Below are 24,138 nucleotides of genomic sequence, written 5' to 3'. Positions count from 1 at the left end.
GGTCGTTCCCTCTTTTTTCGTTGGCGGGGAACCTAGCGTCTCCTCGTTGAAATCGGAAGGCGCGAGTTTGTCGCCTTGTCTCCGCACTGCGGAATTACTTCACCGCAGAGCCCTGGCGCGAGGCGATCACGACGCCGGCGAGCACCAGCAGGTAGCCGATCAAATGGTAAGGCTGGAGCTTTTCGCCGAGCAGCAGGATCGCCATCGCTGAGCCGAACACCGGCACCAGATGGAAGAACGGCGCGGCGCGGTTCGGGCCGATCAGCGCCACACCGCGGTTGAAGAAGAGATAGGCCAGCGTCGAAGGAAAGATCAGGATGTAACCCAGCGTCGCCAGCGTCACCGTGTCGAATTGCATGACATGGCCGCTCCAGGCCTCCCAGATCGCGGTCGGCAGCAGCATCGTCGCGCCGCAGCAGGTGGTGAAGGAGAGAAACGAGAGCTGGTGGATCTTCGGTCGCCGCGGAATGAAGGCGGAGTAGATCCCGAACGCGACCACCGAGGAGGCGAACATGATGTCACCCCGGTTGAAGCTGATGCTTGCGAGCGCCGCGAAATCGCCGTGCAGGATGATGACGAGCACGCCGAGCAGCGAGATCGCGATGCCGGCGAGCTGCGCACCCGTCAGCCGGACGCCGAACAGCACCAGCGACCACAGCGCCACGAACAGCGGTCCGGCCGACTGGATCAGCAGCGCGTTCAGCGCTTCCGTATATTGCATCGCCCAGTACGAAATCGCGTTGTTGAAGGCAAAGCCCACCAGCGACAGGAACAGCATCAGCGGCAGGCTTTTGCGCAAATTCGGCCAATCGCGCTTCAGATGCGGCCAGGCGAACGGCAACAGGATCAGGAATACGCCGAACCAGCGGATCGTGGTCACCGTCAGCGGCGGCACATGCGCGCCGACATGGCGCGCGAGCACGATGTTGCCGGCCCAGAACAGTGAGCTCAGGCTGAGCAGCAGATAAGGCTGGTTGTTGAGCCAACTGGCCGGATTGGGGGGCTTTGGCGCGGGCGAAGCGATCGTCATTGGCGTTGGATACAAGCTTGCGCCGGATTTGCGTCGTGACACAAGTCACGTCGCCGCAATGCTACAATGCAGGCATGACCAGAGGAGGCGGCATTGGCGGTTAATATGTTGAACATCCACGGCCTGGGGCGGCTCGATCAGGATGCCCCGGTGGTGATGCTGAATCTGATGCGCTTCCACGAGCGTTCGCGCGACGGCGACGGATCCGGCTGGGACGCATATTTGCGCTACAGCGCCGTCACAGTGCCCATGATCAAGGCGCGCGGCGGCACGCTGCTCTGGACCGGCGACGCCAAGGCGGTCGCGCTCGGCGCGCAGCAGGGAAACGATTGGGATTTCGCGGCGCTGGTCTATTATCCCACCGTCGCGGCTTTCCTCGCCATGATGACGTCAGAAGCCTATGAGACGGAGGCCGACCCGCATCGCGTCAACGGCTGCGCGGAGCACGTCATCATTGCGACGAGCGAGGCGTACAGCAAGTTCAAGATCGGCTGACGTTGGGCGTCAGTTATGTCGCCTGCTTCCGCGACGCCACGAACACGCCGGCCAGGACCAGCGCAAAACCGATGAAGTGGAACGCCCGCGGGTTTTCGCCGAGGAACGCCATCGCCATGATCGAGCCGAACACCGGCACGACATGGAAGAACGGTGCGGCGCGGTTGGCGCCGATCAGGCGGACACCACGGTTGAAGCAGAGATAGGCGAGCGTCGACGGGAACACCGCGACATAGAACAGGGTCAGGAGATTTGGTCCGTCGAGCTTCATCAGGGGACGTGCGGACAGCTCCCAGATCTCCAGCGGAATGAGACAGGCCGCACCGCAGCCGAAAGTGAAGGCGAGGAACGACAGGCCATGCATCGGCGGCCGCTTCAATGTCAGCACCGAATACAGCGCGAAGATGATGAGCGCGACGATGAAGATGAGGTCGCCCTTGTTGAAATCGATGTTCGACAGCGTGGTGAAATCGCCATGCAGCAGGATGATCAGCACGCCGCACATCGAGAGCAGCACGCCAAAAGCCTGCGCCGCGGTGAGCCTGATACCGAGGATGGCCAGCGACCACAGCGCCACGACCAGCGGTGCGGCCGATTGCAACAGGAGAGTATTGAGCGCCTGCGTATGCTCCAGCGCCCAATATTGCAGAGTGTTGAAGGCGCCGATGCCCGTGATCGAGAGCGTGACCATCAGGCCGAGCTTGCCGCGGATCGCGGGCCAGTCTTGCGCCAGATGTTTCCAGGCGAACGGCAGCACCAGCAGGAAGGCGAAGAACCAGCGCAGGAAGGACAGCGTGACCGGCGGGATATGACCGGCGGCGAGCCGCCCGACGACGGCATTGCCGGCCCAGCACAGCGCGGTGATGCTGAGCAGCAGGTAAGGCTGGTTGGCGATCCAGCCGTGACCGGATGTCTCCGCGCTTGTGGTCTGGCCGGTGGCGGACATTGTGATTGTTATGGCCCCGCGTCATGCGCCGAAGCCTTCCGGCCCGGCGTTGTCCGGGCCGGCGCGTGGCCCGGCTCCTCTCAAAGACACGGAAATCGGGGCTGCATCAACGGGGGGCGGATGCATCGCGACCATGCAGCGGCAGATGCGGCGCCTTACGCTTTGGTCGAAGCTATCGCACAGCCTTGGAATATTTCTGGATTTTCAGGGGATATCAAAGGCTTGGGATGGGCTTCGGGCCCCGAAAAAGCCCCGTTCTAGCTTGCCTAGAGAGGCTGCTTCCTTTATCCGGTTGGGCTGCCTCGCGTGCGAACGGCCTCTGGCCGGGAATCAGGCTGGGCCGCAGGCATGGTCCCGGAAAAGTGGGTACCGGTTTTCCGTTTGGATCATGCCGCTTACAGAGAAATCTTCGAAGGATTACCCGCGAATGGCCAATGTTGTCGTCGTCGGCGCCCAATGGGGCGACGAGGGAAAGGGCAAGATCGTCGACTGGTTGTCGGAGCAGGCGGACATCGTGGTCCGCTTCCAGGGCGGCCATAACGCCGGCCATACGCTGGTGATCAACGGCGAGACCTACAAGCTGGCGCTGCTGCCGTCCGGCGTGCTGCGGCCGTCGAAACTCGCCGTCATCGGCAATGGCGTGGTGTTCGATCCGCAGGCTTTCCTCGACGAAGTTGCAAAACTGAAGGGACAGGGCGTCGCCATCAGCCCGGACAACCTGCGCATCGCGGAGAACGTCACACTGATCCTGCCGTTGCATCGCGAGCTCGACGCCCTGCGCGAATCCTCCAACGCCGCGACCGCGATCGGCACCACCCGTCGCGGCATCGGGCCGGCTTACGAAGACAAGGTCGGCCGCCGTGCCATCCGCTTGATGGACCTCGCCGATCTCGACACGCTCCCGCACAAGATCGACCGGCTGCTTGCTCACCACAATGCATTACGCCGCGGCCTCAATCTGCCGGAGTTCGACGGCAAGGCCATCCAGGACGAATTGACCGCGTTCGCGCCGCAGCTGCTGCCCTATGCAGAGACGGTGTGGCGGCTGCTCGACATCAAGCGGCGCGAGGGCAAACGCATCCTGTTCGAGGGTGCGCAGGGCGCGCTGCTCGACGTCGACCACGGCACCTATCCCTATGTGACGTCGTCCAACACGGTGGCGGCGCAAGCGGCGACCGGCACCGGCATGGGCCCGGGCGCGGTCGGCTATGTGCTCGGCATCTGCAAAGCCTACACGACGCGCGTCGGCCAGGGTCCGTTCCCGACCGAACTCAACAACGAGATCGGCGAGGAGATCGGTCGCCGCGGCAAGGAATTCGGCGTCAACACCGGCCGCAAGCGCCGCTGCGGCTGGTTCGATGCCGTCTTGGTCCGGCAGACTGTCCGCACCTGCGGCATCACCGGTCTGGCGCTGACGAAACTCGACATTCTCGACGGCTTCGATTCGATCGACGTCTGCACCGGCTACATGCTGGACGGCAAGGAAATCGACCATCTGCCGGCGGGCGAGGGCGCCCAGGCCCGGGTCGAGCCGATCTACGAGACCATCGAAGGCTGGAAGGAGCCGACCGCAAACGGCCGTTCCTGGGCCGACCTGCCGGCCCAGGCCATCAAATATGTCCGCCGGATCGAGGAATTGGTGGGGTGCCCCGTCGCGCTGCTTTCCACCAGCCCCGAACGCGAGGATACTATTCTGGTGCAAAATCCGTTTGAGGCTTAACGATATCTTACCGGGACGTGCGCTAGTTGAGTTGAAATGGCTGATTACTATCCGCTGATCGCCCGCGCTATTGCAGCCCTGGACCCCAACGCTCCCGGCGAGAGCCGTCGCGCGCTCTACGAGCGGGCGCGCACGGCGCTGATCGCGCAGCTCCGCAGCGTGCAGCCGCCGCTCTCCGAATCCGAGATCACCCGCGAACGGCTGTCCCTGGAAGAGGCCGTCCGCAAGGTCGAATCGGAAGCTGCCCAGCGTGCCCGCGAGGCCTCGCGCCCCGGTGGCGGTGCCCGCAGCAGCGGCAGCGGCGATGCCTTCCGCCGCGCCAGCACCCGCGCCACCGAGGGCAACGCGCCCGCGCCCCAAACCGCTGCCCCGCCGCGCACCCGTCCGGCTCCGCCGCCGCCGCGCGCCGATCGGCCGTCCTTCAACGTCGATGACCAGGGCGACGCCCCGCGTGCGCCGCGGGCCCCGCGTTTCGACGCGCCGCGCCAGTCGGGTCCGTCGGCACCGCCGCCGATGCCGGAGCCTCCGCCGGCCGGACGTGATCGCGCCAGTGGGCGCCGTCAGCCGGACGTCGGGCCGCCGTTGCCGCCTGCACCGGGCGTACGCGGCTTCCGTGACATCACGGCCGACGCCAATGATCTCGGCGGCGCCGCCGCGCAGGCCAACCGTGCCGCGCGCCGCACCTACGCCAACGTGCCCTCGCCCTCTCCGGAATTCGACCGGCTCGAGCCGAGCCTGGAAAATCGCGCCGCCGGGGAGGCGCCTTATTCCTACGACGAATCGATCGAGGAAGCCGAGCGCTACGCGCCGCAGTCGCAGTCGCCATCGCAGCGTCCGCACATCCCGGTTCTCGACCGCAATACCAACAAGAAGCGCGCCCGCACCGGCTCCGTTTTTCCGTTCAAGAGCGCAATCGCCGTCGGCATCGTGCTGATCCTGGTCGGTGCCGGCATCCTCTGGGGCAAGCAGCTGGTCCAGACCGCGAGCGGCCTGTTCAAGTCTTCGCCGACGCAGGTGGTGGAGGCGCCGAAGGATTCGTCGCAGCCGCAGAGCAAGCCGAAGATTCCGGATCGCGTCGGCCAGCCTTCAGCCAGCGACCAGCCGGTCGCGCCGGTGGCGCAGAAGGTGGTGCTCTATGACGAGGATCCGTCCGACCCCAAGGGCAAGCAATATGTCGGCTCGGTGGTGTGGCGGCTCGAGCCGATCAAGGCGTCCGGCAACCAGAAGGCCGACGTCGCCGTGCGCGCCGACATCGAGATCCCCGATCGCAAGTTCAAGATGACGATGTCGTTCCGCCGCAACACCGACTCGTCGCTGCCGGCGAGTCACACCGCGGAATTGACCTTCATTCTGCCGCCGGATTTCCCGGGCGGCAGCGTCTCCAACGTGCCCGGCATTTTGATGAAGTCGAACGAGCAAGCCCGCGGCACGCCGCTCGCAGGTCTCGCGGTCAAGGTCACCGACGGCTTCTTCCTGGTCGGCCTCTCCAACGTCGATGCCGACCGCAGCCGCAACGTCCAGCTCCTGAAGGAGCGCTCCTGGTTCGACGTGCCCCTGGTCTACGCCAACCAGCGCCGCGCCATCATCGCCATCGAAAAGGGCGCCCCCGGCGAGCGCGCCTTCAACGACGCCTTCGCGCAGTGGGGCGACTGAGGTCGCGCCTGACTGTCGTTCACCTTTCCCTCCGGAGAGGTGAACCGGGCATTCAACGATCCAACCGAAATTGAACCGGCGCTATTGCGCAGCAGCTTCTCGTTTGCGCGATCCTGTCGCGGCTGCGTGCTCGCGGTCCATCACGGCACGACAGCCGGGGCTGACCTGCGCCTTTTTGTGAACCATGCAGGCTCTGATCCTGGGGATGTCGGGGATTTCACTCGAGCAGAGCCGCATGGCATCGCCGGAGCACATCTGTTGCGCTTCGGACGAGAAGGCGAGGCCGGGCGATGTCTGGAATGCGACGGCGGTGGTGGCGATGGCGAAGAGAGTTGCGATTGTCTGATAGCGTGTCATGCAGAATGCGTCCCCGAGTTCCGTGGGCTTGAGCCACTTGGTTTTTGGGGCGCCGCACGCGGCTTGATCTGCCGCATGTCACAGCCTTCACGCCGGGACCTCAATCCCGCATGTGGTCGCTCGATCTCTCGTGATGTGCGAATCGAAAAGTGCTGCGCCGCCCGAGCCAAGTATGCGCCATTGTCACGCGGCCGCAATGGGACGCAAAAAGGAATTCGCAATTGTTGCGTGCACGTCACGCACAAAAACGGCGCGCGCGATCAGATCAACCGATCGGAGGATACGCTCGCTTGTTCCGCGTCGCCCGCGCCAAGCCCTGCGGCGTGTTCCTCGACGGCGGTGACGCCTCTTGCTGTGAGTTCGAACAGATCGCCGTCTTTCATCACGTAACCGTCGGCGATCAGCTGTCCCACCTTGCCTTGCCGATCGTCGGCGAAGGCAACGGACTGACTGATGTCCCTGAGGATCGAGAGCTGTTCGTCGCGCAACATGGCTTCACTCTCCGTTCGAGCGGAATGGTCCGGTCCTTACATGCCGTGGCTCTGAAACACCTTCTTGCAAGAGCGCGACAGCTTGGCTCTGTTGGCCTGCAAGCAGCCTTGTACCGCCGTGTCGTTGCCGAGCTCTTTTCGGCACAGCCGCGAAGCATCGCGCGAGCAGGCCTGCTGTTCCTGCGGGGTGCCGCCATGACCTTGCGCGCGCGCAGGCAGGCTCGACAGGCCGGTCAGGACCGTCAACGCGATCGTCGTCAGAAAGAACAGTTCGCGGGACATCGGCGGCTCCAAATCTGACAGGTGAGTTTCAAGTCCTGTCTGAACTCGTCGCTATGCCGCTTGTTCCCAAAGGCAGAGCCCGCACCCCGCTATTCAAGGTTCCCGCGGCACTGCTATAACAGGGCGAAGGATGGGGGTGGTTGATGAAACGCTATCTGGTGTTTGCGCTGGTCGGCCCGTTCGTGGGCGGGTTCCTGCTGCTGCTGACGACGACTTATCAGTCCGGCTATTGGGCCCAGACCAACCTCGGCGAGGTCGGCAAGCTGTTCGCAGTATTCTTCAAATCGCTGCAATACAGCTATCTGTTCGGCTTCCTGCCCTCGCTGATGCTCGGCGCGGTCGACGATATTCTGCTCCACGTCCGCCGGATCGGCCCGGTGCTGCGGATGCTGCTGGTCGGCGTGTTCGCTTTCATCCTGGCCTCCCTGACCTACAGTTCGCGTGGGCCGGATTCGGGCGCGGTGCAGTTCATCCTGTACGGCCTCGTCGGGTTCGTGCCGGCGGTGATTTCATCCTGGCTCGTGCATAAATATGTCGCGGAGCCGCTGCCGGCGGCGGCGCGGAGCTGAGCGCACGACCCCTTGATCAGGGCCGCAGCAACCTCCGCCGCGCTGGCGCGTTGCCTTGAGATCATGACCATGTCCGATGACGATATTCTTGCTCCACGCCGATCCCGTTCGGGAAGCCGCTCGGGTGCGGCCTCTTCGGGCAGCGAGGGGCGTGGGCCGATCATCGACCAGGACGGTCGCGAGATCCGGCCCGAAACGCTGGAGCAAGGCTTTCGCGAATTTCGCTTCGAATTCGGCAAAGATAATCCATTTGCTGGCAGCCCGTTCGGCAATCTGACGCGCGAGCAGCGGATCGCGCGGATCGAGGCGATCGCAAAGCTGCTCGACGTCGCTTTCGTCCTGCCCGGCACCAATATCCGCTACGGCATCGACGGGCTGATCGGACTGATCCCCATCGTCGGCGACATCATCACGACCGCGATCTCGCTGTGGCTGGTGCGTGAGGCCCGCGCGCTCGGCGCGCCCTGGTACCTCACCGCGCGCATGCTCGGAAATGTCGCCGTCGACGGCGTGGTCGGCATCGTCCCGTTCGCAGGCGACGCCTTCGACGTCATGTTCCGCGCCAATATGCGCAACGTGCGCCTGTTGCGCCGCTGGCTCGACAAGCAGCCGCGCACCTGACACTCCCCAAAACGCAAAAAGCGCGACGGCTTATGGCCATCGCGCCTTCAGCGCACATCGGAGACTTGCGATAAAGCAGGCTTGCAATAAAGGAGGCTTGCGAGAAAGCTTACGCCGCGTCGGCGTCGGCGTTCTCGACGGGCTCAGGCTTGCGGTGACGGGGCAGCGGGAAGGCTTCGCTTTCGTAAAGCGAGCGGATCCCGTTCTGGTCGAAGCGCGCTTCTTCGACCTGGAGATAGGCGCCGTTCAGCGAATCCGTCGGCAGCTGCTCCATTGCGAACTGCACGGCTTCGGCCGCGGTACCAAACCGCCGATAGGTGAAGCCCGCGCGCTTCTTCTTGCGGATCGCGGCGGGAAAGAGTTCGGCGGAGGTGTTGAAGTTGAACGGACGCAGTGGACGCATGGTCAAAGACCTCGTGATCGCTCTGGGGCTTTAAGCGCGTGGGATTTGGACGGGCGGAGGCCACGATCAGGTGGGCCCGCCGCACATGTCATTTTCGTTCTCTAATATAGGCCGTTTTGACAAAATTGCGACCCCTGCGATGAGAGATGATGAATCCACGCATGGCAGGTCCGCGACTTGGAAAGTCGCAATAACATCAATGGCTTGATTGGTTTATAGCTTACCGAGGAGCAGCAGCACGAGCAGCACCACCAGCACGAGGCCCCCGATCCCCATGCCGGAATGGCCCATCCCGTAGCCGTAGCCACCGAAGCGGCCCGACAGGCCGCCGAGCAGATAAATGATCACCAGGATGATCAGGATGGTCCCAAGCGTCATGGCATCCTCCCTGACGGCCGCCTAAACATGATGGTCGGCCGTACCGCCAAAGAAGAAAAGCACATCGCGTCCCCCGGTTCCATGACGGAACCGGGGGACACGCAACGATTATTTCGGCTCGAGCTTCAGCGCCGCCGAGTTGATGCAGTAGCGCAGGCCGGTCGGCCCGGGGCCGTCAGGGAAGACATGGCCGAGATGGCCGCTGCACTTGGAGCAGAGCACCTCGGTGCGGATCATGCCGTGGGTGACGTCCCGCTCCTCGTCGACATGGCTTTCGACGGCGGGCCGGGTGAAGCTCGGCCAGCCGCAGCCGGAATCGAACTTCGCATCGGATTCGAACAGCTCGTTGCCGCAGCCGGCGCAGGTATAGGTGCCGGCGCGGTGGTCGTGCTCATATTCGCCGGAGAAGGGACGCTCGGTCGCCTTCTCGCGCAGCACCGCGTACTGCATCGGCGACAACTCGCTGCGCCATTGCTCTTCGCTCTTGATGACCTTGTCGTCTGTGGTTTTCGTCTTGGTGTCGGGCATGGGTCTCCCGTCTTTTTTGGTGATCTCGCGATCAGTTGGTAGCCTTGCTGGCACTCACCAGCGTCGGCTTCTCAATGTAGTTATCCGCGAACAGCTTTTTCAGGTTCTCGACCTTCGGGAGATCGTTGTAGGCGATATAGGGCTGGTTCGGATGCAGCGTCAGATAGTCCTGGTGATAGGCCTCCGCCGGATAGAACGCCTCCAGCGCGCCGACCTTGGTCGCGATCGGCTTGCTGAAGACCTTGGCGCCGTTGAGCTGGGCGATATAGGCCTCGGCCACCTTCTTCTGCTCGTCGGAGGTGGTGAAGATCGCCGAGCGATATTGCGTGCCGCTGTCGGGACCCTGGCGGTTGAGCTGGGTCGGATCGTGCGCCACCGAGAAGTAGATCTGGAGGATCTTGCCGTAGGAGATCTTCTTCGGATCGTATTTGATCTCGACCGCTTCCGCGTGGCCGGTCCGGCCGCTCGAAACGGTCTGGTAGTCGGCCGTCGCCTTGGTGCCGCCGGCATAGCCGGAGACCGCGTTGACGACGCCTGCGGTGTGCTGGAACACGCCCTGCACGCCCCAGAAGCAGCCGCCGGCGATCACGGCGGTCTGGGTCCCGCTTGCGGGGGCCGCATCCACCGCGGGAGTCGGGATCACGACCGCATCCTCGGCGGCCCGGGTCGGCGCGGCAAAAGCCAGCGTCAGGGCGGTGGTTGCGGCGAGCAGGGACAGGATGGCAGGTCGGCGCATGGCGATCCTCTTTCGGAAGGTCTGACAGTCTAGGGCGGTCGGAGCCGGGCGAACAGCCTGCCCGGGATTTCCAGACGTTCGAGATACGGGCCGGCGGGCCGATTGTTACGGCCGGACGGACACGAGTCTGTGAAAAACGTGGCTTGGGACCGTCCGGCTTGGCGAGGACCGGAACTCCGCGCTAGATGAACCCGCGCGATCGGTGATCGACCTAAAGATTGATGGCTGGAGCTGACCTGACAACATGCTGCGCGTCATATCCCTGACCCTCGTCGCTGTGCTCGCCGGCTTGGCCGCCTGGAGCTCAATCGCGGCGGCCGGTCCGCAATCCGGCGACGACCTCGCGATTTGCCGCGACCGCCAGGCGGATGCGCAGGCGAGGGCGCAGGCCTGCGACAATCTGCTCAACGCCGACCGTGTCACCGGCAAGGACAAGGGCATCGCGCTCTCCGTGCGCGGCAATACGCTGATCAACAAGCGCGACTACGTCCACGCGATCGAGACCTTGTCCATGGCCGTCGATCTCGATCCCGACAACGTTGTCACGCTCAATTTGCGCGGCCTCGCCCATGAGCGGACGGGCCAGGACGACCTCGCGATGGCGGACTACAACCTCGCGCTCCAGAAGCGTCCGACCTACGGTGTCCCCTACAACAACCGCGGAATCATACAGCTGCGCCGGGGTGCGCTGCAAAGCGCGCTCGACGATTTCAACCTGTCGATCAAATACGCGCCCAAGTTCCTGCTCGGCTACACCAACCGCGCCCGCGTCCGCACGCTGATGAAGGATTTTGACGGTGCGATCGCCGATTTCGCGGAGGCCGAGAAGATCGAGCCGGCCGCGCAGCAGATCACCGGCAACCGCTGCATCACCTACGGCATGATGGGCAAGTTCGACCAGGCCTTCGCCGACTGCAACGGCTTGATCGAGAAGCAGCCGAAGAACACTTACGCGATCAACAATCGCGCCGACGTCAACATGTTGAAGGGCGATTTCGACGCCGCGCTGAAGGACTACAACACGGCGATCCAGGTCAACCCGAACAATGTCCGGGCACATTCAGGCCGCGGCCAGATCTACGAGCGCAAGAAGGATCTCGCCCACAGGCCCGCGCCGACTATCGCGCGGCAGCCTATTCGCTGACGAAGTTCGACGAGCTCGATGTCGCGCGCGCCCGCGCGATCGCGCGGGAACGGCTCGCCGCGCTGACACCGCAGGCGCCGGCCGGATCAACGGGGCGCCGTGTGGCGCTTGTGATCGGCAACGGCGCCTACAAGAACGTCCACGCCTTGCCCAATCCGCCCCGCGACTCGAAAATGATCGCAAGCGTACTGCGCGATGTCGGCTTCCAGACCGTGATATCCGTCAGCGACCTCACCCGCGACAAGTTCTTCGAAGCGTTGCAGACGTTTGCCGCCGAGGCGGAGAAGGCGGATTGGGCGGTGGTCTATTACGCCGGCCACGGTTTCGAGATCGGCGGTGTCAACTATCTCGTTCCTGTCGACGCCAAGCTCGCCGCGGACAGGGACGCCGAGACCCAGGCGGTTGCGCTGGAGCAGGTGATTGCCGCCGTCGGCGCCGCGCGAAAGGTGCGTCTGGTGATGCTGGATGCCTGCCGTGACAATCCGTTCGCGCCGACCATGCAGCGCACGCTGTCGCTCAAGTTGGTCGACAAGGGCTTTTCCAACATCGAGCCCGGCGCCGGCTTCATGGTGGTCTACGCCGCCAAGCACGGCGAGACCGCGATGGACGGCGATGGCGGCGCCGACAGCCCCTTCGCCACCGCGCTCGCCCGCGAGATCAAGGTGCCGCGCGTCGAGATCAGAAAACTGTTCGACATTGTCCGCGACGACGTCTGGGTTGTGACCAAGCACGAGCAGCAGCCGTTTTCGTACGGCTCGCCGCCGGGGCGGGAGGATTTTTTTTTCGTCGCGGGGAAGTGAGAGAGCAAATGAAGCCGCGATGCCGGTATCGTAGGGTGGCAAAGCAAAGCGTGCCCACCGTTCTTACCGCGTGCTTGGACGAATGTTGGGCACGGCGCTTCGCGCCTTTGCGCCCTATAGCCGCGGAGCTTTAAACCACAATGCTCAGCCGCTTCGCCGCCCGCGTGATCCCGGTATACAGCCACCTCGCTCGGCTCTCCTGAAACGCAAAGCTCTCGTCGAATAGCACGACGTCGTTCCATTGCGAGCCCTGCGACTTGTGCACGGTCAGCACATAGCCGTAGTCGAACTCGTCATAGGGCTTGCGTTGCTCCCAGGCGATCGCCTCGACGCCGCCCTCGAAGCAGTCGGCGCGTACCGAGACCTTCGTCACCTTGTGGCCAAGATCCTCGTCCGGCGACAGCCGCATGCTGAGAATGCGCGATTTCGAGCGCGTGGTGTTGCGCGATTTCACGCGCCACAGGCCGCCGTTGAACAGGCCCTTCTTGCGGTTGTTGCGCAGGCACACCAGCTTGTCGCCGGCAACGGGGAAGACGTCCTCGATGTTCTGGCGCTGACGCACCCGCATATTGTACGCGCGCCGCGTGTTGTTGCGGCCGACCAGGACCTGGTCGGCGGCCATGACGCGATCGGGATCGAGTTCTTTGCGCGACACCACCTCGCTCTCGCCATAGCGGCCGATGTCGAGCTCACGTCCCTCGCGGACGTCCATCGACATTCGCACGATCGGGTCGTCCTGGGCCTGGCGGTGCACCTCGGTCAGCATCGCGTCGGGTTCGCTATTGGTGAAGAAGCCGGCGCCCTGGATCGGCGGCAGTTGCGCGGGATCACCCAGCACCAGCAGCGGGCAGTCGAACGACATCAGGTCGCGGCCCAATTCGGCATCGACCATCGAGCATTCGTCGATCACGATCAGCTTGGCCTTCGAGGCCGGGGCGTCGTCCCACAGCTCGAAGCTCGGCTGTTCCTCGCCGGATTCGCGGGTGCGATAGATCAGCGAATGGATGGTGGAGGCCTCGTCGCAACCCTTGTTGCGCATGACCAGCGCCGCCTTGCCGGTGAAGGCAGCGAATTTCACCTCGCCGTCGACGCCGTCGGCAATGTGCCGCGCCAGCGTGGTCTTGCCGGTGCCGGCAAAGCCGAACAGGCGGAACACCGGCGGCGTGCCGTTGCGGCCGGGTTTTGCCTTCAGCCAATCGCCAACGGCTTTGAGCGCGGCATCCTGATGCGGGGTGAATGTGGCCATGTCTGTTTTGAGGAGGGGCGAAACGGAGCGATTCGCAATCCCCAAAACTAACCATTCGCACCGCCGGTTCAAGCGCAGGACATCGCATTTAAGACCGTTTCTCAGCGGCCCATCCTTCGAGACGCCCGCCGTTGGCGGGCCCTCAGGATGAGGGCGGAATGCGCGGCCGCAATTTCCGCGGGCAAAGATGCCGCTCAGCCTCGTCCTGAGGAGACCGCAAAGCGGTCGTCTCGAAGGACGAGGCGCTCGCTCAGGCCAAGCGGCCCAAACATGCGCTTACGGCGCACACTGCTACGTGCGGTCGAGCAATCGTTCTCCCGCACGACGGAATTGCTGCTCCGTAGACAGCGCCGCCTCGCGCATTAAGATGAGCGCAAGAACAATAAGCGGGCAAGAAAACTTGGGAGAGACGTCGTCATGAAGTTCGGCATCTTCTATGAGCTGCAACTGCCAAGGCCCTGGGTGGCCGGCGACGAGCTCAGGCTCTACCAGAATGCGCTGTCGCAGATGGAACTCGCCGACCGGCTCGGCTACGACCATGCGTGGGTTGTCGAGCATCACTTCCTCGAAGAATACTCGCATTCGCCCTCGCCGGAATCCTTCCTCGCGGCGGCCAGCCAGCGCACCAAGAACATCAGGCTCGGCCACGGCATCCTTCAGCTCACCACCAACCATCCCGCCCGCGTTGCCGAGCGCGTCGCCGTGCTCGACCTGCTCTCCAACGGCCGCTGCGAGTTCGGCATGGGCGAGAGCGCGTCCATTACCGAGCTCACGCCGTTCGGCCGCGACATGGAAACCAAGAAAGAAGTGTTCGAGGAAGCCGTCCAGGCGATCTTCCCGATGTTCAAGGACGCGGGCTCCGAGCATCACGGCAAGTACTTCGACATCCCATTGCGCAACGTCGTGCCGAAACCGGGTGCAGAAGCCGCATCCGCCGTTGTGGATGGCCTGCTCGCAGCTGCCGACCATCGAACGTGCCGGCCGTCACGGCTTTGGCGCGCTCGGCTTCCAGTTCGTCAGCGCGGACGCCGCGCACGCCTGGGTGCACGCCTATTACAACGCCATGACCAAGCGTCTCGCAAAGCTCGCCGACTACGAGATCAACCCGAACATGGCGTTGGTGTCGTTCTTCATGTGCGCGAAGACGGATGAGGAGGCCCGCGCCCGCGCCGACGGCGCCACCTTCTTCCAGTTCGCGCTGCGCTTCTACGGCGCCTCGCAGAACCGCCAGCGTCCCGCGCCCTACACCGTCAACATGTGGGACGAGTACAACAAGTGGAAGCGCGACAATCCCGAGGCGCAGGAGGCCGCGCTGCGTGGCGGTCTGATCGGCTCGCCCGAGACCATCCGCAGGAAGCTGAAGCGCTTCCAGAGCTCGCACATCGACCAGGTCATTCTCCTGAACCAAGCGGGCAAGAACAGTCACGAGCATATCTGTGAATCGCTCGATCTGTTCGGCCGCGAGGTGATGCCGGAATTCCAGAACGATCCCGCGCAGGCGGCCTGGAAACAGGGCGTGATGAGCGGTGAGATCCAGCTGGAAGAGATCGACACGGAGGCCTTCACCGACCGCTACGGCAAGCTCGCGGTCAGCGTGGCGCCGCTGAAGGCGGCGGCGGGGTAGGGCGTCTTCCGGCCCGCGATCTTTGCTGATAGGCTTCGGCAAAACGCGGCAGGGAGAGAACGATGCGGTCCCGCGGGACAGGCTCAGGCTCAAGCTTGGCGGCTGGCGACATCGCGCCCGCGGTGCTCGCGATCGGCCGCCCCGACTTTCCAAATGTCCTGATCGACACGCTGCGTCGGCAGGCCGATGTCGGCCATTGCATGGTGTTCGCGCTGAGCCGTGCCGGCGCCGCACACTGTCTGCTCGATGCCGGCAACATCCCGATCGGCGGCGACCTCGGCGCGGCCTATGCCGGGCAGTTCCACGAATCCGACCCCAACCGCGATGCGCTGTTCGAAGGGAAGGGGCGCGCGCCGATCGTACTGCCCGCCTTCGCGCCCCGTATGTACGGCGCGCGCTACCGAAAAATGTTCTTTGTGGATTCCGGCATCGTGGACAAATGCGCGACCGCGATCTGGGTCGACGACACCTGCTTCTACGTCAATTTCTATCGGATCGCCGCCCAGGGCCGCTTCAGCGCCGAGCAGCATGAGCGGCTCCGAACCATTGCACCAGCAATTGGCGCGAGCGTGGCGCGCCATTTCCAGCAAGGCGCGGCGACCACCGATCAGACTCTCGCCACGCTGTTTGCGACGCGCACGCCGCTCGCCAGCCTCACCTCGCGCGAGCAGGACGTTTGCCGTCGCATCCTCTCCGGCTTCAGCTCCGAGGCGATCTCGCAAGCACTCGGCATCAGCCTGCATTCGACGCTGACCTACCGCAAACGCGCCTATGAGCGGCTTGGCATCTCCTCGCAGAGCGAGCTGTTTGCCATCGTGCTGCGCCTGCTGGCTGGCCCCCGCAGCCTGAATTGAGGGTGCTTCAGGTCCGCGAAGAGTTCGGCGTTAACCATCTCCACGGTTCCAGTCTGAGCGAAATCGCTTCGAAGTTTCTTAAATTTTGCCGCGTACCTCTCTTGGGCATGGTGACCTGGGGAAAGACATGAGTAAGCGGGCCAAACGTGGAAAGGCAGAGACGCTCGCACTTCCAATGGCCGGGAGAGTTGCGATTGGCGCCGTGGCCATCGCGGCATTGGGGTACAGTTTGCTGTCTCGCCCGGCGAGCGTGCAACCGATCCGAAAATCGTCTGCGAACCAAGCCATGGCGTCGTCAACTCCGGTTTACGTGTCAACTCCAGTCCATGCATCAGCTCCGGCTCCGATTCCGGCCCCGGCGCCTCTGGTCGAACCACCAAAAGCTGCTGACGGCCCCGGAGCATTTGTTCGGCAGGTCATTGACTACACCAGCCACCAGGCGCCGGGCACCGTGATCATCGATACCGGAAACACGTTCCTTTATTTCGTTCTGAACGACAGGCAAGCGATGCGCTACGGCATCGGTGTTGGCCGCGAAGGTTTCACGTGGTCCGGTGAACAGACTGTGGCCCGTAAAACAGAATGGCCGGATTGGCGTCCGCCTGCGGAGATGGTTGTGCGTCAGCCTTATCTGCCGCGGTTTATGGCGGGCGGCCCCGGCAACCCGCTCGGCGCTCGGGCGATGTATCTAGGCGAGACCGAGTATAGAATTCACGGCACCAACAAGCCCGATACGATCGGGAAGCGGGTTTCGTCCGGCTGTATCCGCCTGACCAATGAAGACGTCGTGGACCTTTTTGAGCGGGTGAAGATCGGAGCGAAAGTGATCGTGCTTCCAACAACCGCTGCCCGTCGACCATCCGAGCGAGCACCGCCCGACGCCGCTTCCCGATCGCCGGACCCGGCGTTGCTGTCGAACCGACCCTCGGCAATTAACGCGCAGATGCAGTCATCTGGACCGAAGATTGCCGAGGCCCAGTAACTCCCATTCCGTACGTCCCTATCGCTAGGGACAGACCCGGGCCGCGGAGTTCGCTAGTCTGTCCTGAAGCACAGGAGAATTCAGGGGAGGCCGTCTTGAGCACCGCGCCGCGCATCGACATCGACCCTGTCGCGTTCTGGGCCGACCCCTACCCGATGCTCGCGACAATGCGTAAAGAGGCGCCGATCGCCTTCGTACCGCAACTCGGCTCGACGCTGCTGACGCGCCGCGACGACATCTCGATCTCCGAGAAGCAGATCGACGTGTTCTCCTCGCATCAGCCGGCCGGCCTGATGAATCGGCTGATGGGCCATAACATGATGCGCAAGGACGGCGAGGCGCACCAGGTCGAGCGCCGCGCGATGTTTCCGACGGTGTCGCCGAAGACGGTGAAGGCGCACTGGACCGCGCAATTCCAGGCGCATGCTGACCGCATCATCGATGCAATCGTTCCGCGGCAGCCGGATCGACTTCATGCGCGACTTCGCGCTGCCGTTCTCCGGCGAATGCCTGAAGTCCATTACCGGCCTCACCAATATCGGCTTTGGGGACATGGATGCATGGTCGCAGGGCATGATCGAGGGCATCGCCAACTACAGCGGCGATACGGCCGTCGAGGCGCGCTGCCATGCGGCGACATCAGGCATCGATGCGGCGATCGACGACATCCTGCCGGTGATGCGCAAGCATCCTGACCGGAGCATCCTTGGCGTGCTGCTCGCTTCGGGCATGTCGATGGAGAGCGTGCGCGCCAACGTCAAACTCGCGATATCAGGCGGCCAGAACGAACCGCGCAAGGCGATCGCCGGCACGGTGTGGGCGCTGCTGTCCCATCCCGAGCAGCTCGATCTGGTGCGCAAAGGCGAGGTGACCTGGCTCCAGGCCTTCGAGGAATATGCCCGCTGGATCTCGCCGATCGGCATGTCGCCGCGGCGCATCGCAAAGCCGTGGAGCATCCGCGACGTCTCGTTCGAACTTGATGAGCGTGTGTTCCTGATGTTCGGCTCGGCCAACCGTGACGAGCAGCATTTTGAGCGCGCCGACCAGTTCGACGTGCGGCGTGATACCGCCAAGAGCGTCGCGTTCGGCGCCGGTCCGCATTTTTGCGCCGGCGCCTGGGCCTCGCGCGCCATGATCGCCGATGTCGCGCTGCCAACTTTGTTCGCACGTGCCCAAAAGCTCGAGCTTGCCGACGACGAGCCGGTGCGGATCGGCGGCTGGGCGTTCCGCGGGCTGCAGAATTTGCCGGTGAGGTGGCTGCATTAGCCCGCCAGAGGCGGGTCCATCCCGAACGCCGCCACGATCTCATCTTGCCCCCGTGTTGTCCGACGAGTCAAACGAATTTCGGATATACGTAAGTCATTGTTTTCGCACGCCCCGGCTACTGTGCATGGGGTTGTTTTCGCGGTTTTTGGTCCGGTCGCGAGTCGTGAGACCCAACGCGCTCGGCATTCACATCCGCGTGCAGAAAAATTCCATCTTCATTCGCTCCACCGCTTGAAAGATTAATCGTGCGCGCGGCACCGGGCGCAGTGCTCGCATCGCTATTTTCTCGCGCGTCTCGACACCTCCGATAAGTCGCACCATCATTTGGGCAAGATGAATGATGACGGCCACGTGCGGCCGGGAGTGCGGAATGCAGCGTCGCGACTTTCTCAAATTATCCGTCGGAACTGCGGCAGTCGCTGCATTCGCCTCGCGCGCCAACGCGCAAGGAACGTCACAAGGCGCGCTGAAGGAAATTCGTGTCGGCTACCAGAAGACCGGCGTGCTGGTCATCACGCGCCAGCAGGCGGCCTTGGAAAAACATTTCAATCCGCAAGGCATCGAGGTGAAATGGGTCGAGTTTTCCTCGGGGCCTCCGATGATGGAGGCGATGAATGTCGGCAGCGTCGATTTCGGCTCGGTCGGCGATTCCCCGCCGGTGTTCGCCCAGGCCGCGGGCGCGGCAATCGTCTATGCCGCCGGCCAGCCCATCACCAACGGCCAGGGCATTTTGGTGCCGAGGGGCTCGCCGATCCGCACCATCGCTGACTTGAAGGGCAAGCGCATCGGCTTCACCAAGGGCTCCAGTGCCCATAACATCGTGGTGCAGGCGCTGGAAAGGGCCGGTCTCACCTACGCCGACATCACGCCGGTCTATTTGACGCCGCCGGATGCCGGGCCTGCCTTTGCCAATGGCAGCATCGAGGCCTGGGCGATCTGGGATCCGTATTTTGCGATCGGCGAGACCAAGCAGGGCGGCCGCATCCTGATCAATGCGCGCGAAGTCACCAAGACCAATTCCTTCTACATCGCCAACCGCGATTTCGCGAAGAACCACGGTGCGATCCTGCAACAGATCGTCGACGTGACGACGGCGGCCGGCAAATGGGCCGAACAGAACCGCGACGAGGTCGCGAGATCGCTCGCCGCGATCACCGGCGTCCCGCTGGATATCCAGACCGTCGCAGCCAATCGCGCGAACTACGTGGTCGGCCCCGTCACCGACGACATCGTCGTCACCCAGCAGGGCGTTGCCGACCGCTTCTACAAGCTCGGCCTGATCCCCAAGCCGATCGTCGTTCGCGACATCGTCTGGCGCAACCCGGCAGCCTGATCGTGCCGACCGATCTTCCCATCCAGAAGGGTTTGAACATGAGACGTATCATTCAGCGTCTGATCGCGGCCATCGTGTTCTCGATCGGCATCGTCGCCGCCGCGGTCGGCACCTCCTACGGTCAGGACAAGGTGGTCCGCATCGGCTATCAGAAATACGGCAAGCTGGTGCTGCTCAAGAGCAAGGGCACGCTGGAGCCGAAGCTCGCGGCCAACGGCTACAAGGTGGTGTGGACCGAATTCCCCTCCGGCCCGCCGCTGCTCGAGGCGCTCAATGTCGGCGCGATCGATTTCGGCAACACCGGCGAAGCCCCGCCGATCTTCGCGCAAGCCGCCGGCGCCCCGATCCAGTATGTCGCCTACGAGCCGCCGGCCCCGAAGGGCGAGGCGATCCTGGTGCCGAAAGACAGCCCGCTGAAGTCTGTCACCGATCTCAAGGGCAAGAAGGTCGCGCTCAACAAGGGCTCCAACGTCCACTATCTCCTGGTCAAGGCACTCGAGAAGGCCGGCGTCAAATATTCCGAGATCGAGCCGGTATTTCTGGCGCCAGCCGATGCGCGCGCCGCCTTCGAGCGCGGCGCGGTCGATGCCTGGGTGATCTGGGATCCGTTCCAGGCCGCCGCGGAAGCGGCGACCGGCGCACGTACGCTCGCTGACGGTACCGACATCGTGGCGAACTACCAGTTCTATTTCTCCTCGAAGAAATTCCTCGAAGCCAATCCTGAGATCGTCGACGCCGTGCTGGCCGAGCTGAGCGCGGTCGACGATTGGGCCGAGGGCGACATTCACGCGGTCGCCGAGCAGCTGGCGCCCGCGATCGGCCTGCCGGTCCCCGTGGTCGAGGTGGCGCTGAAGCGGCAGGCCTACGGCATCAAGCCGATCACCGACGCCGTCGTCGCCGATCAGCAGCAGGTTGCCGACGCGTTCTTCGCGCTCAACCTGATTCCCAAATCCATCAAGATTTCCGACGTGGCGCGGAAGCCAGGATCATGAGCAAGCACATGAGCAAGCAAGCAAACGCCAACATCCTCTGGTTCCTGCCGACCCACGGTGACGGCCGCTATCTCGGCACCGGCGTTGGCGGCCGCGAGGTCAATTTCAACTATCTACGCCAGATCGCGCAGGCCGCCGACCAGCTCGGCTATTTCGGCGTGCTGCTGCCGACCGGGCGATCTTGCGAGGATTCCTGGATCGTCGCCTCCTCGGTCGCGCCGTTCACCGAGCGGCTGCGCTATCTCGTGGCCGTCAGGCCCGGCCTGCAATCGCCGAGCGTGGCCGCGCGCATGACGGCGACGCTCGACCGCATCACCAACGGCCGGCTTCTGGTCAACGTCGTCACCGGCGGCGATCCCGTCGAGAACAAGGGCGACGGCATCTTCCTCGGCCATGACGAGCGCTACGACGTCACCCGCGAGTTTCTCAACGTCTATAGCGACCTGCTCGCCGGCAAGACCGTCAATGTCGAGGGCAAGCACATCCATGTCGAAGGCGGCAAGCTGCTGTTTCCGCCGGTGCAGTCGCCGCGGCCGCCGCTCTATTTCGGCGGCTCGTCGGATGCCGGCATCGACGTCGCCGTCGACGCCGTCGACAAATATCTCACCTGGGGTGAGCCGCCGGCGCTGGTCGCGGAGAAGATCGCCAAGGTGAGGGAGCTCGCAGCAGCACGTGGCCGAAAATTGTCCTTCGGCATCCGGCTCCACGTGATTGTCCGCGAGACCAATGAAGCGGCCTGGCAGGCTGCCAACGAGCTGATCAAGCATGTCAGCGACGAGACCATCGCCACGGCGCAGAAGAACTTTGAGCGGATGGATTCCGTCGGCCAGCAGCGCATGGCACAGCTGCATGGCGGCAAGCGCGACAAGCTCGAGATCGCTCCGAACCTGTGGGCCGGTGTCGGCCTCGTGCGCGGCGGCGCCGGCACGGCACTGGTCGGCGACGCCCAGACCGTCGCGGCCCGTATCAAGGAGTATCAGGACATCGGCATCGATACCTTCATCATGTCGGGCTACCCGCATCTGGAGGAAGCCTATCGCTTCGCCGAGCTGGTGTTCCCGCTGCTTTCGCTGGAGCAGCCCAGCAACGTGACCAAGCTTCACTTCAACGGCGGCCCCTTTGGTGAGACGGTCGGCAGCGACTTCCGTCCGCAGCACAAGGTGTCGCAGTCATGAGCCTGATCGACAGCGTTTCGTTCCCGCGCAGTTTTCGCCTGCCGCGCCTCGACGGCCTGATCCAGTGGATCGTGCCGCTCGCCATCATCGCGATCTGGCAGGTTGCCAGCGTCACTGGCTTTGTGCCGACGCGCGTGCTGCCGGCGCCGAGCGACGTCGTGCTTGCGGGCTGGAAGCTTTTGCTCTCCGGCGAGCTCATTCGCAACATCTGGGTCTCGTTCTGGCGCGCCTCGATCGGCTTTTTGATCGGCGGCAGCATCGGCTTCGCGTTCGGTCTCGCCAACGGCCTGTCGCAGCTCTCCTCAAAGCTCACCGACACCACGCTCCAGATGGTGCGCAACGTGCCGCATCTGGCACTGATCCCCCTGGTCATCTTGTGGTTCGGCATCGACGAGAGCGCGAAGTTGTTCCTGGTGGCGCTCGGCGTGTTCTTCCCGATCTACCTCAACACGCTGCACGGCATCCGCACCGTCGATCCCCAGTTGATCGAGATGGGCCGCATCTACGGCATGAGCGATGGCGAGCTGTTCCGGCGCGTGATCTTCCCGGGCGCGCTGCCCTCGATCTTCGTCGGCATCCGCTTCGCGCTCGGCATCATGTGGCTGACCCTGATCGTCGCCGAGACCATCGCGGCGTCTTCGGGCCTCGGCTACATGGCGATGCAGGCGCGCGAGTTCATGCTGATCGACGTCGTCGTGCTCTCGATCCTGATCTACGCGCTGCTCGGCAAGCTCGCCGACAGCGCCTCCCGCGTGCTGGAGCGCCTGACGCTCTCCTGGCACCCCGCCTTCCAGAAACGTTGAGAGTGACATGCAGACAGCCCTTCGTACCTCCCTTCCGGAAACCGAGCTCGCCGGCCGTGCCAATTTCGCGCCTCACGCCCGTGTGCTGCGCGAGGAGCGGCCGGCGCAGACCAGCGGTTTGCCGCTCAGCATCCGGGCTTTGCGCAAATCCTACGGCGACAATGAGGTGCTGCGCGGCATCGATTTGCACATCCCGGCCGGCCAGTTCGTCGCGATCGTGGGCAAGAGCGGCTGCGGCAAGAGCACGCTGCTTCGCCTGATCGCCGGCCTGGAAAAATCTGACGCCGGCAGCATCTCGCTCGGCGACGCGGTGAAACCCGAGGATATCCGCGTGATGTTCCAGGAGCCCCGGCTGTTGCCCTGGGCTCGCGTTCTCTCCAATGTCGAGGTCGGTCTCGGTCGCGATCGTTCATCCAGTGACGCGCACACGCGCGCCGAGAAGGCGCTGACCGAGGTCGGGCTGACCGACAAGCGCGACCAGTGGCCCTCGGTGCTGTCGGGTGGCCAGAAGCAGCGCGTAGCCCTTGCCCGCGCGCTGGTCTCGCGTCCGCGGGTGCTCGCCTTCGACGAGCCGCTCGGCGCACTGGACGCGCTGACCCGTATCTCGATGCAGCGGTTGCTGGAGCGCGTCTGGCGCGACCAGGGCTTTACCGCGATCCTGGTGACCCACGACGTCGCCGAGGCGGTCGCGCTGGCCGACCGGGTGCTGGTGATCGAGGAGGGGCGGATCGCCCATGACGTCGTGGTTAACATGGCCCGGCCCCGCGAACGCGGCTCGGCCGAGCTCGCGGGTCTCGAAGGCTCGATCCTGAGCCACCTTTTGTCGGCGGACGATCGTACCTAAATAGCGAGGGACCCCGTTTGGGGGCGATGCCATGAATGTAGTGCCCCGCGATCTCATGACCGAAATTGCCGTCACGTCCGCCGATTTCCGCGGCGCCATGCGCCACCTCACCGGCGGCGTCAGCGTCATCACCGCCGGGCGAGGCAAGGACATTACCGGCATGACGGTCACTTCCGTCGCCTCGCTGTCGGTCGAGCCGCCGACGCTGATCGTCAGCATCAATCGCGATGCCTCGTCCTTCCCGCTGATCCGGCGCCACGGCGCTTTCGGCGTGAACATCCTCGCGGCCGATCAGCTCGACGTCGCCGAGCGCTTTGCCGGCAAGGGAGGGCTCAAGGGTGCCGATCGTTTCGCGGGCGCCCGGTGGGTAACGGCGGTTTCGGGCGTTCCGCTGCTGGTCGGCGCATTGTCCGCCGTCGATTGCGAGGTCGAGGAGATCGTCGAGCGCCATTCGCATGGCATCGTCATCGGCCGTGTCCGGGATGTCAGGAATTCCACCCGCAACGCTGCCCTGGCCTATTGGCACGGCCAGTACGTGGCGGTCGATCAGGACGAAGACGCGGCCAGGCTTGCGGACGTCAGCGTTCCCACCCACCTCCGGCGCGGCATTTGATCGCCGCCGGCCGAGGGGCGCACAGGCTGGCCTTTTCGCTTTCATCGCTCTAGAAGCACCTTGGCCTCCCGCCAGGGCGGCAATGGAGCGCAATGATGAAACGCGTCGCGACCTGGGCCTTCTACGCGGTCGGCGCGCTCGCGATCGCCTATCTCGCGCTCTACGCCTATGCCATGTTCAGCGGCCAACCGATCGTGCCGGGCGACCCCATCCACATCTTCCGCAAGCCGGACGCGCCGAGTTATTCATAGAA

Annotated in this window: 26 protein-coding genes and 2 pseudogenes; 18 read left to right on the top strand and 10 right to left on the bottom strand. The window is 64.1% G+C overall.

All coding sequences use genetic code 11. The annotated features are described in order from the left end of the window. Positions 1-94: 94 nt before the first annotated feature. Entirely contained in the window at positions 95-1,030 is a 936-nt protein-coding gene (locus ACVWW3_RS23760) for a DMT family transporter (protein ID WP_456648467.1), read from the bottom strand. A gap of 105 nt (positions 1,031-1,135) precedes the next feature. Between ACVWW3_RS23760 and ACVWW3_RS23755 the strand changes: the two genes are divergently transcribed. Beyond that, a complete protein-coding gene (locus tag ACVWW3_RS23755; protein ID WP_456649760.1) occupies positions 1,136-1,525 on the top strand; it encodes a DUF1330 domain-containing protein in 390 nt (129 codons plus the stop codon). Positions 1,526-1,538: 13 nt separating this feature from the next. Here the strand turns inward: ACVWW3_RS23755 and ACVWW3_RS23750 are convergent, their stop codons facing one another. Beyond that, positions 1,539-2,471 carry a DMT family transporter gene (locus ACVWW3_RS23750; protein WP_354044987.1) on the bottom strand — a complete coding sequence of 311 codons (933 nt, stop codon included), beginning with the start codon at positions 2,469-2,471 and terminating at the stop codon, positions 1,539-1,541. Between the two features lie 427 nt (positions 2,472-2,898). Here ACVWW3_RS23750 and ACVWW3_RS23745 point away from each other — a divergent pair, with 427 nt between their 5' ends. Both ACVWW3_RS23745 and ACVWW3_RS23740 read left to right on the top strand, forming a co-directional pair. After that, complete coding sequence (locus ACVWW3_RS23745) at positions 2,899-4,191, top strand: adenylosuccinate synthase (RefSeq protein ID WP_247343225.1); 1,293 nt, start codon at positions 2,899-2,901, stop codon at positions 4,189-4,191. A gap of 36 nt (positions 4,192-4,227) precedes the next feature. Further along, positions 4,228-5,844 carry a hypothetical protein gene (locus ACVWW3_RS23740; protein ID WP_456648468.1) on the top strand — a complete coding sequence of 539 codons (1,617 nt, stop codon included), beginning with the start codon at positions 4,228-4,230 and terminating at the stop codon, positions 5,842-5,844. A gap of 81 nt (positions 5,845-5,925) precedes the next feature. Here the strand turns inward: ACVWW3_RS23740 and ACVWW3_RS23735 are convergent, their stop codons facing one another. The 3 genes from ACVWW3_RS23735 to ACVWW3_RS23725 form a co-directional block, all read right to left on the bottom strand. Next, positions 5,926-6,201 carry a hypothetical protein gene (locus ACVWW3_RS23735; protein WP_247343230.1) on the bottom strand — a complete coding sequence of 92 codons (276 nt, stop codon included), beginning with the start codon at positions 6,199-6,201 and terminating at the stop codon, positions 5,926-5,928. A 260-nt stretch (positions 6,202-6,461) separates the two neighbouring features. After that, entirely contained in the window at positions 6,462-6,692 is a 231-nt protein-coding gene (locus tag ACVWW3_RS23730; protein WP_247447535.1) for a hypothetical protein, read from the bottom strand. 36 nt (positions 6,693-6,728) lie between these two features. Then, a complete protein-coding gene (locus ACVWW3_RS23725; protein ID WP_247343234.1) occupies positions 6,729-6,974 on the bottom strand; it encodes a hypothetical protein in 246 nt (81 codons plus the stop codon). A 143-nt stretch (positions 6,975-7,117) separates the two neighbouring features. On the opposite strand from ACVWW3_RS23725, the gene ACVWW3_RS23720 reads away from it, so the two are divergent. Both ACVWW3_RS23720 and ACVWW3_RS23715 read left to right on the top strand, forming a co-directional pair. Beyond that, positions 7,118-7,543 carry a DUF5413 family protein gene (locus tag ACVWW3_RS23720; protein ID WP_456648469.1) on the top strand — a complete coding sequence of 142 codons (426 nt, stop codon included), beginning with the start codon at positions 7,118-7,120 and terminating at the stop codon, positions 7,541-7,543. 63 nt (positions 7,544-7,606) lie between these two features. Next, on the top strand, positions 7,607-8,164 hold the full coding sequence (locus tag ACVWW3_RS23715) for a DUF4112 domain-containing protein (RefSeq protein ID WP_456648470.1): 558 nt from the start codon (positions 7,607-7,609) through the stop codon (positions 8,162-8,164). 109 nt (positions 8,165-8,273) lie between these two features. Here the strand turns inward: ACVWW3_RS23715 and ACVWW3_RS23710 are convergent, their stop codons facing one another. The 4 genes from ACVWW3_RS23710 to msrA all read right to left on the bottom strand — a co-directional run bounded on the left by ACVWW3_RS23710 (position 8,274) and on the right by msrA (position 10,209). Next, complete coding sequence (locus tag ACVWW3_RS23710; protein ID WP_247343240.1) at positions 8,274-8,567, bottom strand: hypothetical protein; 294 nt, start codon at positions 8,565-8,567, stop codon at positions 8,274-8,276. A 213-nt stretch (positions 8,568-8,780) separates the two neighbouring features. After that, the gene (locus ACVWW3_RS23705) at positions 8,781-8,945 is read right to left on the bottom strand and encodes a DUF3309 family protein (protein WP_211394774.1); all 165 of its coding nucleotides are present in this window, start codon (positions 8,943-8,945) and stop codon (positions 8,781-8,783) included. Positions 8,946-9,053: 108 nt separating this feature from the next. Continuing rightward, positions 9,054-9,473, bottom strand: coding sequence for a peptide-methionine (R)-S-oxide reductase MsrB (gene msrB / locus ACVWW3_RS23700; protein ID WP_456648471.1), 420 nt, complete (start codon positions 9,471-9,473; stop codon positions 9,054-9,056). Between the two features lie 31 nt (positions 9,474-9,504). Then, positions 9,505-10,209: a peptide-methionine (S)-S-oxide reductase MsrA gene (msrA, locus tag ACVWW3_RS23695; protein WP_456648472.1), complete on the bottom strand. Its 705-nt coding sequence runs from the start codon at positions 10,207-10,209 to the stop codon at positions 9,505-9,507. A 244-nt stretch (positions 10,210-10,453) separates the two neighbouring features. Here msrA and ACVWW3_RS23690 point away from each other — a divergent pair. Beyond that, positions 10,454-12,153, top strand: a pseudogene (locus ACVWW3_RS23690) (caspase family protein). Between the two features lie 130 nt (positions 12,154-12,283). On the opposite strand, the gene ACVWW3_RS23685 reads toward ACVWW3_RS23690, so the two are convergent. Beyond that, the gene (locus ACVWW3_RS23685) at positions 12,284-13,399 is read right to left on the bottom strand and encodes an ATP-dependent DNA helicase (RefSeq protein WP_456648474.1); all 1,116 of its coding nucleotides are present in this window, start codon (positions 13,397-13,399) and stop codon (positions 12,284-12,286) included. Positions 13,400-13,816: 417 nt separating this feature from the next. Here ACVWW3_RS23685 and ACVWW3_RS23680 point away from each other — a divergent pair, with 417 nt between their 5' ends. The 12 genes and pseudogenes from ACVWW3_RS23680 to ACVWW3_RS23625 all read left to right on the top strand — a co-directional run bounded on the left by ACVWW3_RS23680 (position 13,817) and on the right by ACVWW3_RS23625 (position 24,136). Beyond that, positions 13,817-14,551 (top strand): LLM class flavin-dependent oxidoreductase, encoded by a 735-nt coding sequence (locus ACVWW3_RS23680; RefSeq protein WP_456672156.1) that lies wholly within the window; start codon positions 13,817-13,819, stop codon positions 14,549-14,551. After that, a complete protein-coding gene (locus ACVWW3_RS23675) occupies positions 14,463-15,023 on the top strand; it encodes a hypothetical protein (RefSeq protein ID WP_456672155.1) in 561 nt (186 codons plus the stop codon). Before ACVWW3_RS23680 ends, ACVWW3_RS23675 begins: the two co-directional genes overlap by 89 nt. A gap of 62 nt (positions 15,024-15,085) precedes the next feature. Then, the gene (locus tag ACVWW3_RS23670; protein WP_247447541.1) at positions 15,086-15,877 is read left to right on the top strand and encodes a helix-turn-helix transcriptional regulator; all 792 of its coding nucleotides are present in this window, start codon (positions 15,086-15,088) and stop codon (positions 15,875-15,877) included. A gap of 127 nt (positions 15,878-16,004) precedes the next feature. Then, positions 16,005-16,859: a L,D-transpeptidase gene (locus ACVWW3_RS23665; protein WP_456648476.1), complete on the top strand. Its 855-nt coding sequence runs from the start codon at positions 16,005-16,007 to the stop codon at positions 16,857-16,859. A gap of 95 nt (positions 16,860-16,954) precedes the next feature. Beyond that, a pseudogene (locus tag ACVWW3_RS23660) lies at positions 16,955-18,125 on the top strand (cytochrome P450). Between the two features lie 370 nt (positions 18,126-18,495). Beyond that, positions 18,496-19,458 carry a sulfonate ABC transporter substrate-binding protein gene (locus tag ACVWW3_RS23655; protein ID WP_456648478.1) on the top strand — a complete coding sequence of 321 codons (963 nt, stop codon included), beginning with the start codon at positions 18,496-18,498 and terminating at the stop codon, positions 19,456-19,458. Between the two features lie 38 nt (positions 19,459-19,496). Then, on the top strand, positions 19,497-20,450 hold the full coding sequence (locus tag ACVWW3_RS23650; protein WP_456648479.1) for a sulfonate ABC transporter substrate-binding protein: 954 nt from the start codon (positions 19,497-19,499) through the stop codon (positions 20,448-20,450). Between the two features lie 8 nt (positions 20,451-20,458). After that, positions 20,459-21,625, top strand: coding sequence for an FMNH2-dependent alkanesulfonate monooxygenase (gene ssuD / locus ACVWW3_RS23645; protein ID WP_456648480.1), 1,167 nt, complete (start codon positions 20,459-20,461; stop codon positions 21,623-21,625). Continuing rightward, complete coding sequence (gene ssuC, locus ACVWW3_RS23640) at positions 21,622-22,428, top strand: aliphatic sulfonate ABC transporter permease SsuC (RefSeq protein WP_456648481.1); 807 nt, start codon at positions 21,622-21,624, stop codon at positions 22,426-22,428. The genes ssuD and ssuC overlap by 4 nt, the downstream gene beginning before the upstream one ends. A 7-nt stretch (positions 22,429-22,435) precedes the next feature. Continuing rightward, positions 22,436-23,272 carry an ATP-binding cassette domain-containing protein gene (locus ACVWW3_RS23635; RefSeq protein WP_456648482.1) on the top strand — a complete coding sequence of 279 codons (837 nt, stop codon included), beginning with the start codon at positions 22,436-22,438 and terminating at the stop codon, positions 23,270-23,272. 31 nt (positions 23,273-23,303) lie between these two features. Beyond that, entirely contained in the window at positions 23,304-23,885 is a 582-nt protein-coding gene (locus ACVWW3_RS23630) for a flavin reductase family protein (RefSeq protein ID WP_354106079.1), read from the top strand. Between the two features lie 95 nt (positions 23,886-23,980). Next, entirely contained in the window at positions 23,981-24,136 is a 156-nt protein-coding gene (locus ACVWW3_RS23625; RefSeq protein ID WP_247424234.1) for a hypothetical protein, read from the top strand. Positions 24,137-24,138 lie beyond the last annotated feature (2 nt).

This window comes from Bradyrhizobium sp. LM2.9, from assembly GCF_054056555.1.
The sequence above is the reverse complement of the archived record's forward strand: the minus strand, read 5'-3'. Positions and strand labels throughout refer to the sequence as shown.

Coding starts and splice junctions, on each gene's coding strand:
- msrB (WP_456648471.1), bottom strand. CDS start 9,473: ATGCCCGACACCAAGACGAAAACCACAGACGACAAGGTCATCAAGAGC.
- msrA (WP_456648472.1), bottom strand. CDS start 10,209: ATGCGCCGACCTGCCATCCTGTCCCTGCTCGCCGCAACCACCGCCCTG.
- ACVWW3_RS23665 (WP_456648476.1), top strand. CDS start 16,005: ATGAGTAAGCGGGCCAAACGTGGAAAGGCAGAGACGCTCGCACTTCCA.
- ACVWW3_RS23750 (WP_354044987.1), bottom strand. CDS start 2,471: ATGTCCGCCACCGGCCAGACCACAAGCGCGGAGACATCCGGTCACGGC.
- ACVWW3_RS23670 (WP_247447541.1), top strand. CDS start 15,086: ATGCGGTCCCGCGGGACAGGCTCAGGCTCAAGCTTGGCGGCTGGCGAC.
- ACVWW3_RS23715 (WP_456648470.1), top strand. CDS start 7,607: ATGACCATGTCCGATGACGATATTCTTGCTCCACGCCGATCCCGTTCG.
- ACVWW3_RS23625 (WP_247424234.1), top strand. CDS start 23,981: ATGAAACGCGTCGCGACCTGGGCCTTCTACGCGGTCGGCGCGCTCGCG.
- ssuD (WP_456648480.1), top strand. CDS start 20,459: ATGAGCAAGCAAGCAAACGCCAACATCCTCTGGTTCCTGCCGACCCAC.
- ACVWW3_RS23685 (WP_456648474.1), bottom strand. CDS start 13,399: ATGGCCACATTCACCCCGCATCAGGATGCCGCGCTCAAAGCCGTTGGC.
- ACVWW3_RS23655 (WP_456648478.1), top strand. CDS start 18,496: ATGCAGCGTCGCGACTTTCTCAAATTATCCGTCGGAACTGCGGCAGTC.
- ACVWW3_RS23740 (WP_456648468.1), top strand. CDS start 4,228: ATGGCTGATTACTATCCGCTGATCGCCCGCGCTATTGCAGCCCTGGAC.
- ACVWW3_RS23760 (WP_456648467.1), bottom strand. CDS start 1,030: ATGACGATCGCTTCGCCCGCGCCAAAGCCCCCCAATCCGGCCAGTTGG.
- ACVWW3_RS23705 (WP_211394774.1), bottom strand. CDS start 8,945: ATGACGCTTGGGACCATCCTGATCATCCTGGTGATCATTTATCTGCTC.
- ACVWW3_RS23675 (WP_456672155.1), top strand. CDS start 14,463: ATGACCAAGCGTCTCGCAAAGCTCGCCGACTACGAGATCAACCCGAAC.
- ACVWW3_RS23730 (WP_247447535.1), bottom strand. CDS start 6,692: ATGTTGCGCGACGAACAGCTCTCGATCCTCAGGGACATCAGTCAGTCC.
- ACVWW3_RS23630 (WP_354106079.1), top strand. CDS start 23,304: ATGAATGTAGTGCCCCGCGATCTCATGACCGAAATTGCCGTCACGTCC.
- ACVWW3_RS23650 (WP_456648479.1), top strand. CDS start 19,497: ATGAGACGTATCATTCAGCGTCTGATCGCGGCCATCGTGTTCTCGATC.
- ACVWW3_RS23720 (WP_456648469.1), top strand. CDS start 7,118: ATGAAACGCTATCTGGTGTTTGCGCTGGTCGGCCCGTTCGTGGGCGGG.
- ACVWW3_RS23680 (WP_456672156.1), top strand. CDS start 13,817: ATGAAGTTCGGCATCTTCTATGAGCTGCAACTGCCAAGGCCCTGGGTG.
- ACVWW3_RS23710 (WP_247343240.1), bottom strand. CDS start 8,567: ATGCGTCCACTGCGTCCGTTCAACTTCAACACCTCCGCCGAACTCTTT.
- ACVWW3_RS23735 (WP_247343230.1), bottom strand. CDS start 6,201: ATGACACGCTATCAGACAATCGCAACTCTCTTCGCCATCGCCACCACC.
- ACVWW3_RS23635 (WP_456648482.1), top strand. CDS start 22,436: ATGCAGACAGCCCTTCGTACCTCCCTTCCGGAAACCGAGCTCGCCGGC.
- ACVWW3_RS23725 (WP_247343234.1), bottom strand. CDS start 6,974: ATGTCCCGCGAACTGTTCTTTCTGACGACGATCGCGTTGACGGTCCTG.
- ACVWW3_RS23755 (WP_456649760.1), top strand. CDS start 1,136: ATGTTGAACATCCACGGCCTGGGGCGGCTCGATCAGGATGCCCCGGTG.
- ACVWW3_RS23745 (WP_247343225.1), top strand. CDS start 2,899: ATGGCCAATGTTGTCGTCGTCGGCGCCCAATGGGGCGACGAGGGAAAG.
- ssuC (WP_456648481.1), top strand. CDS start 21,622: ATGAGCCTGATCGACAGCGTTTCGTTCCCGCGCAGTTTTCGCCTGCCG.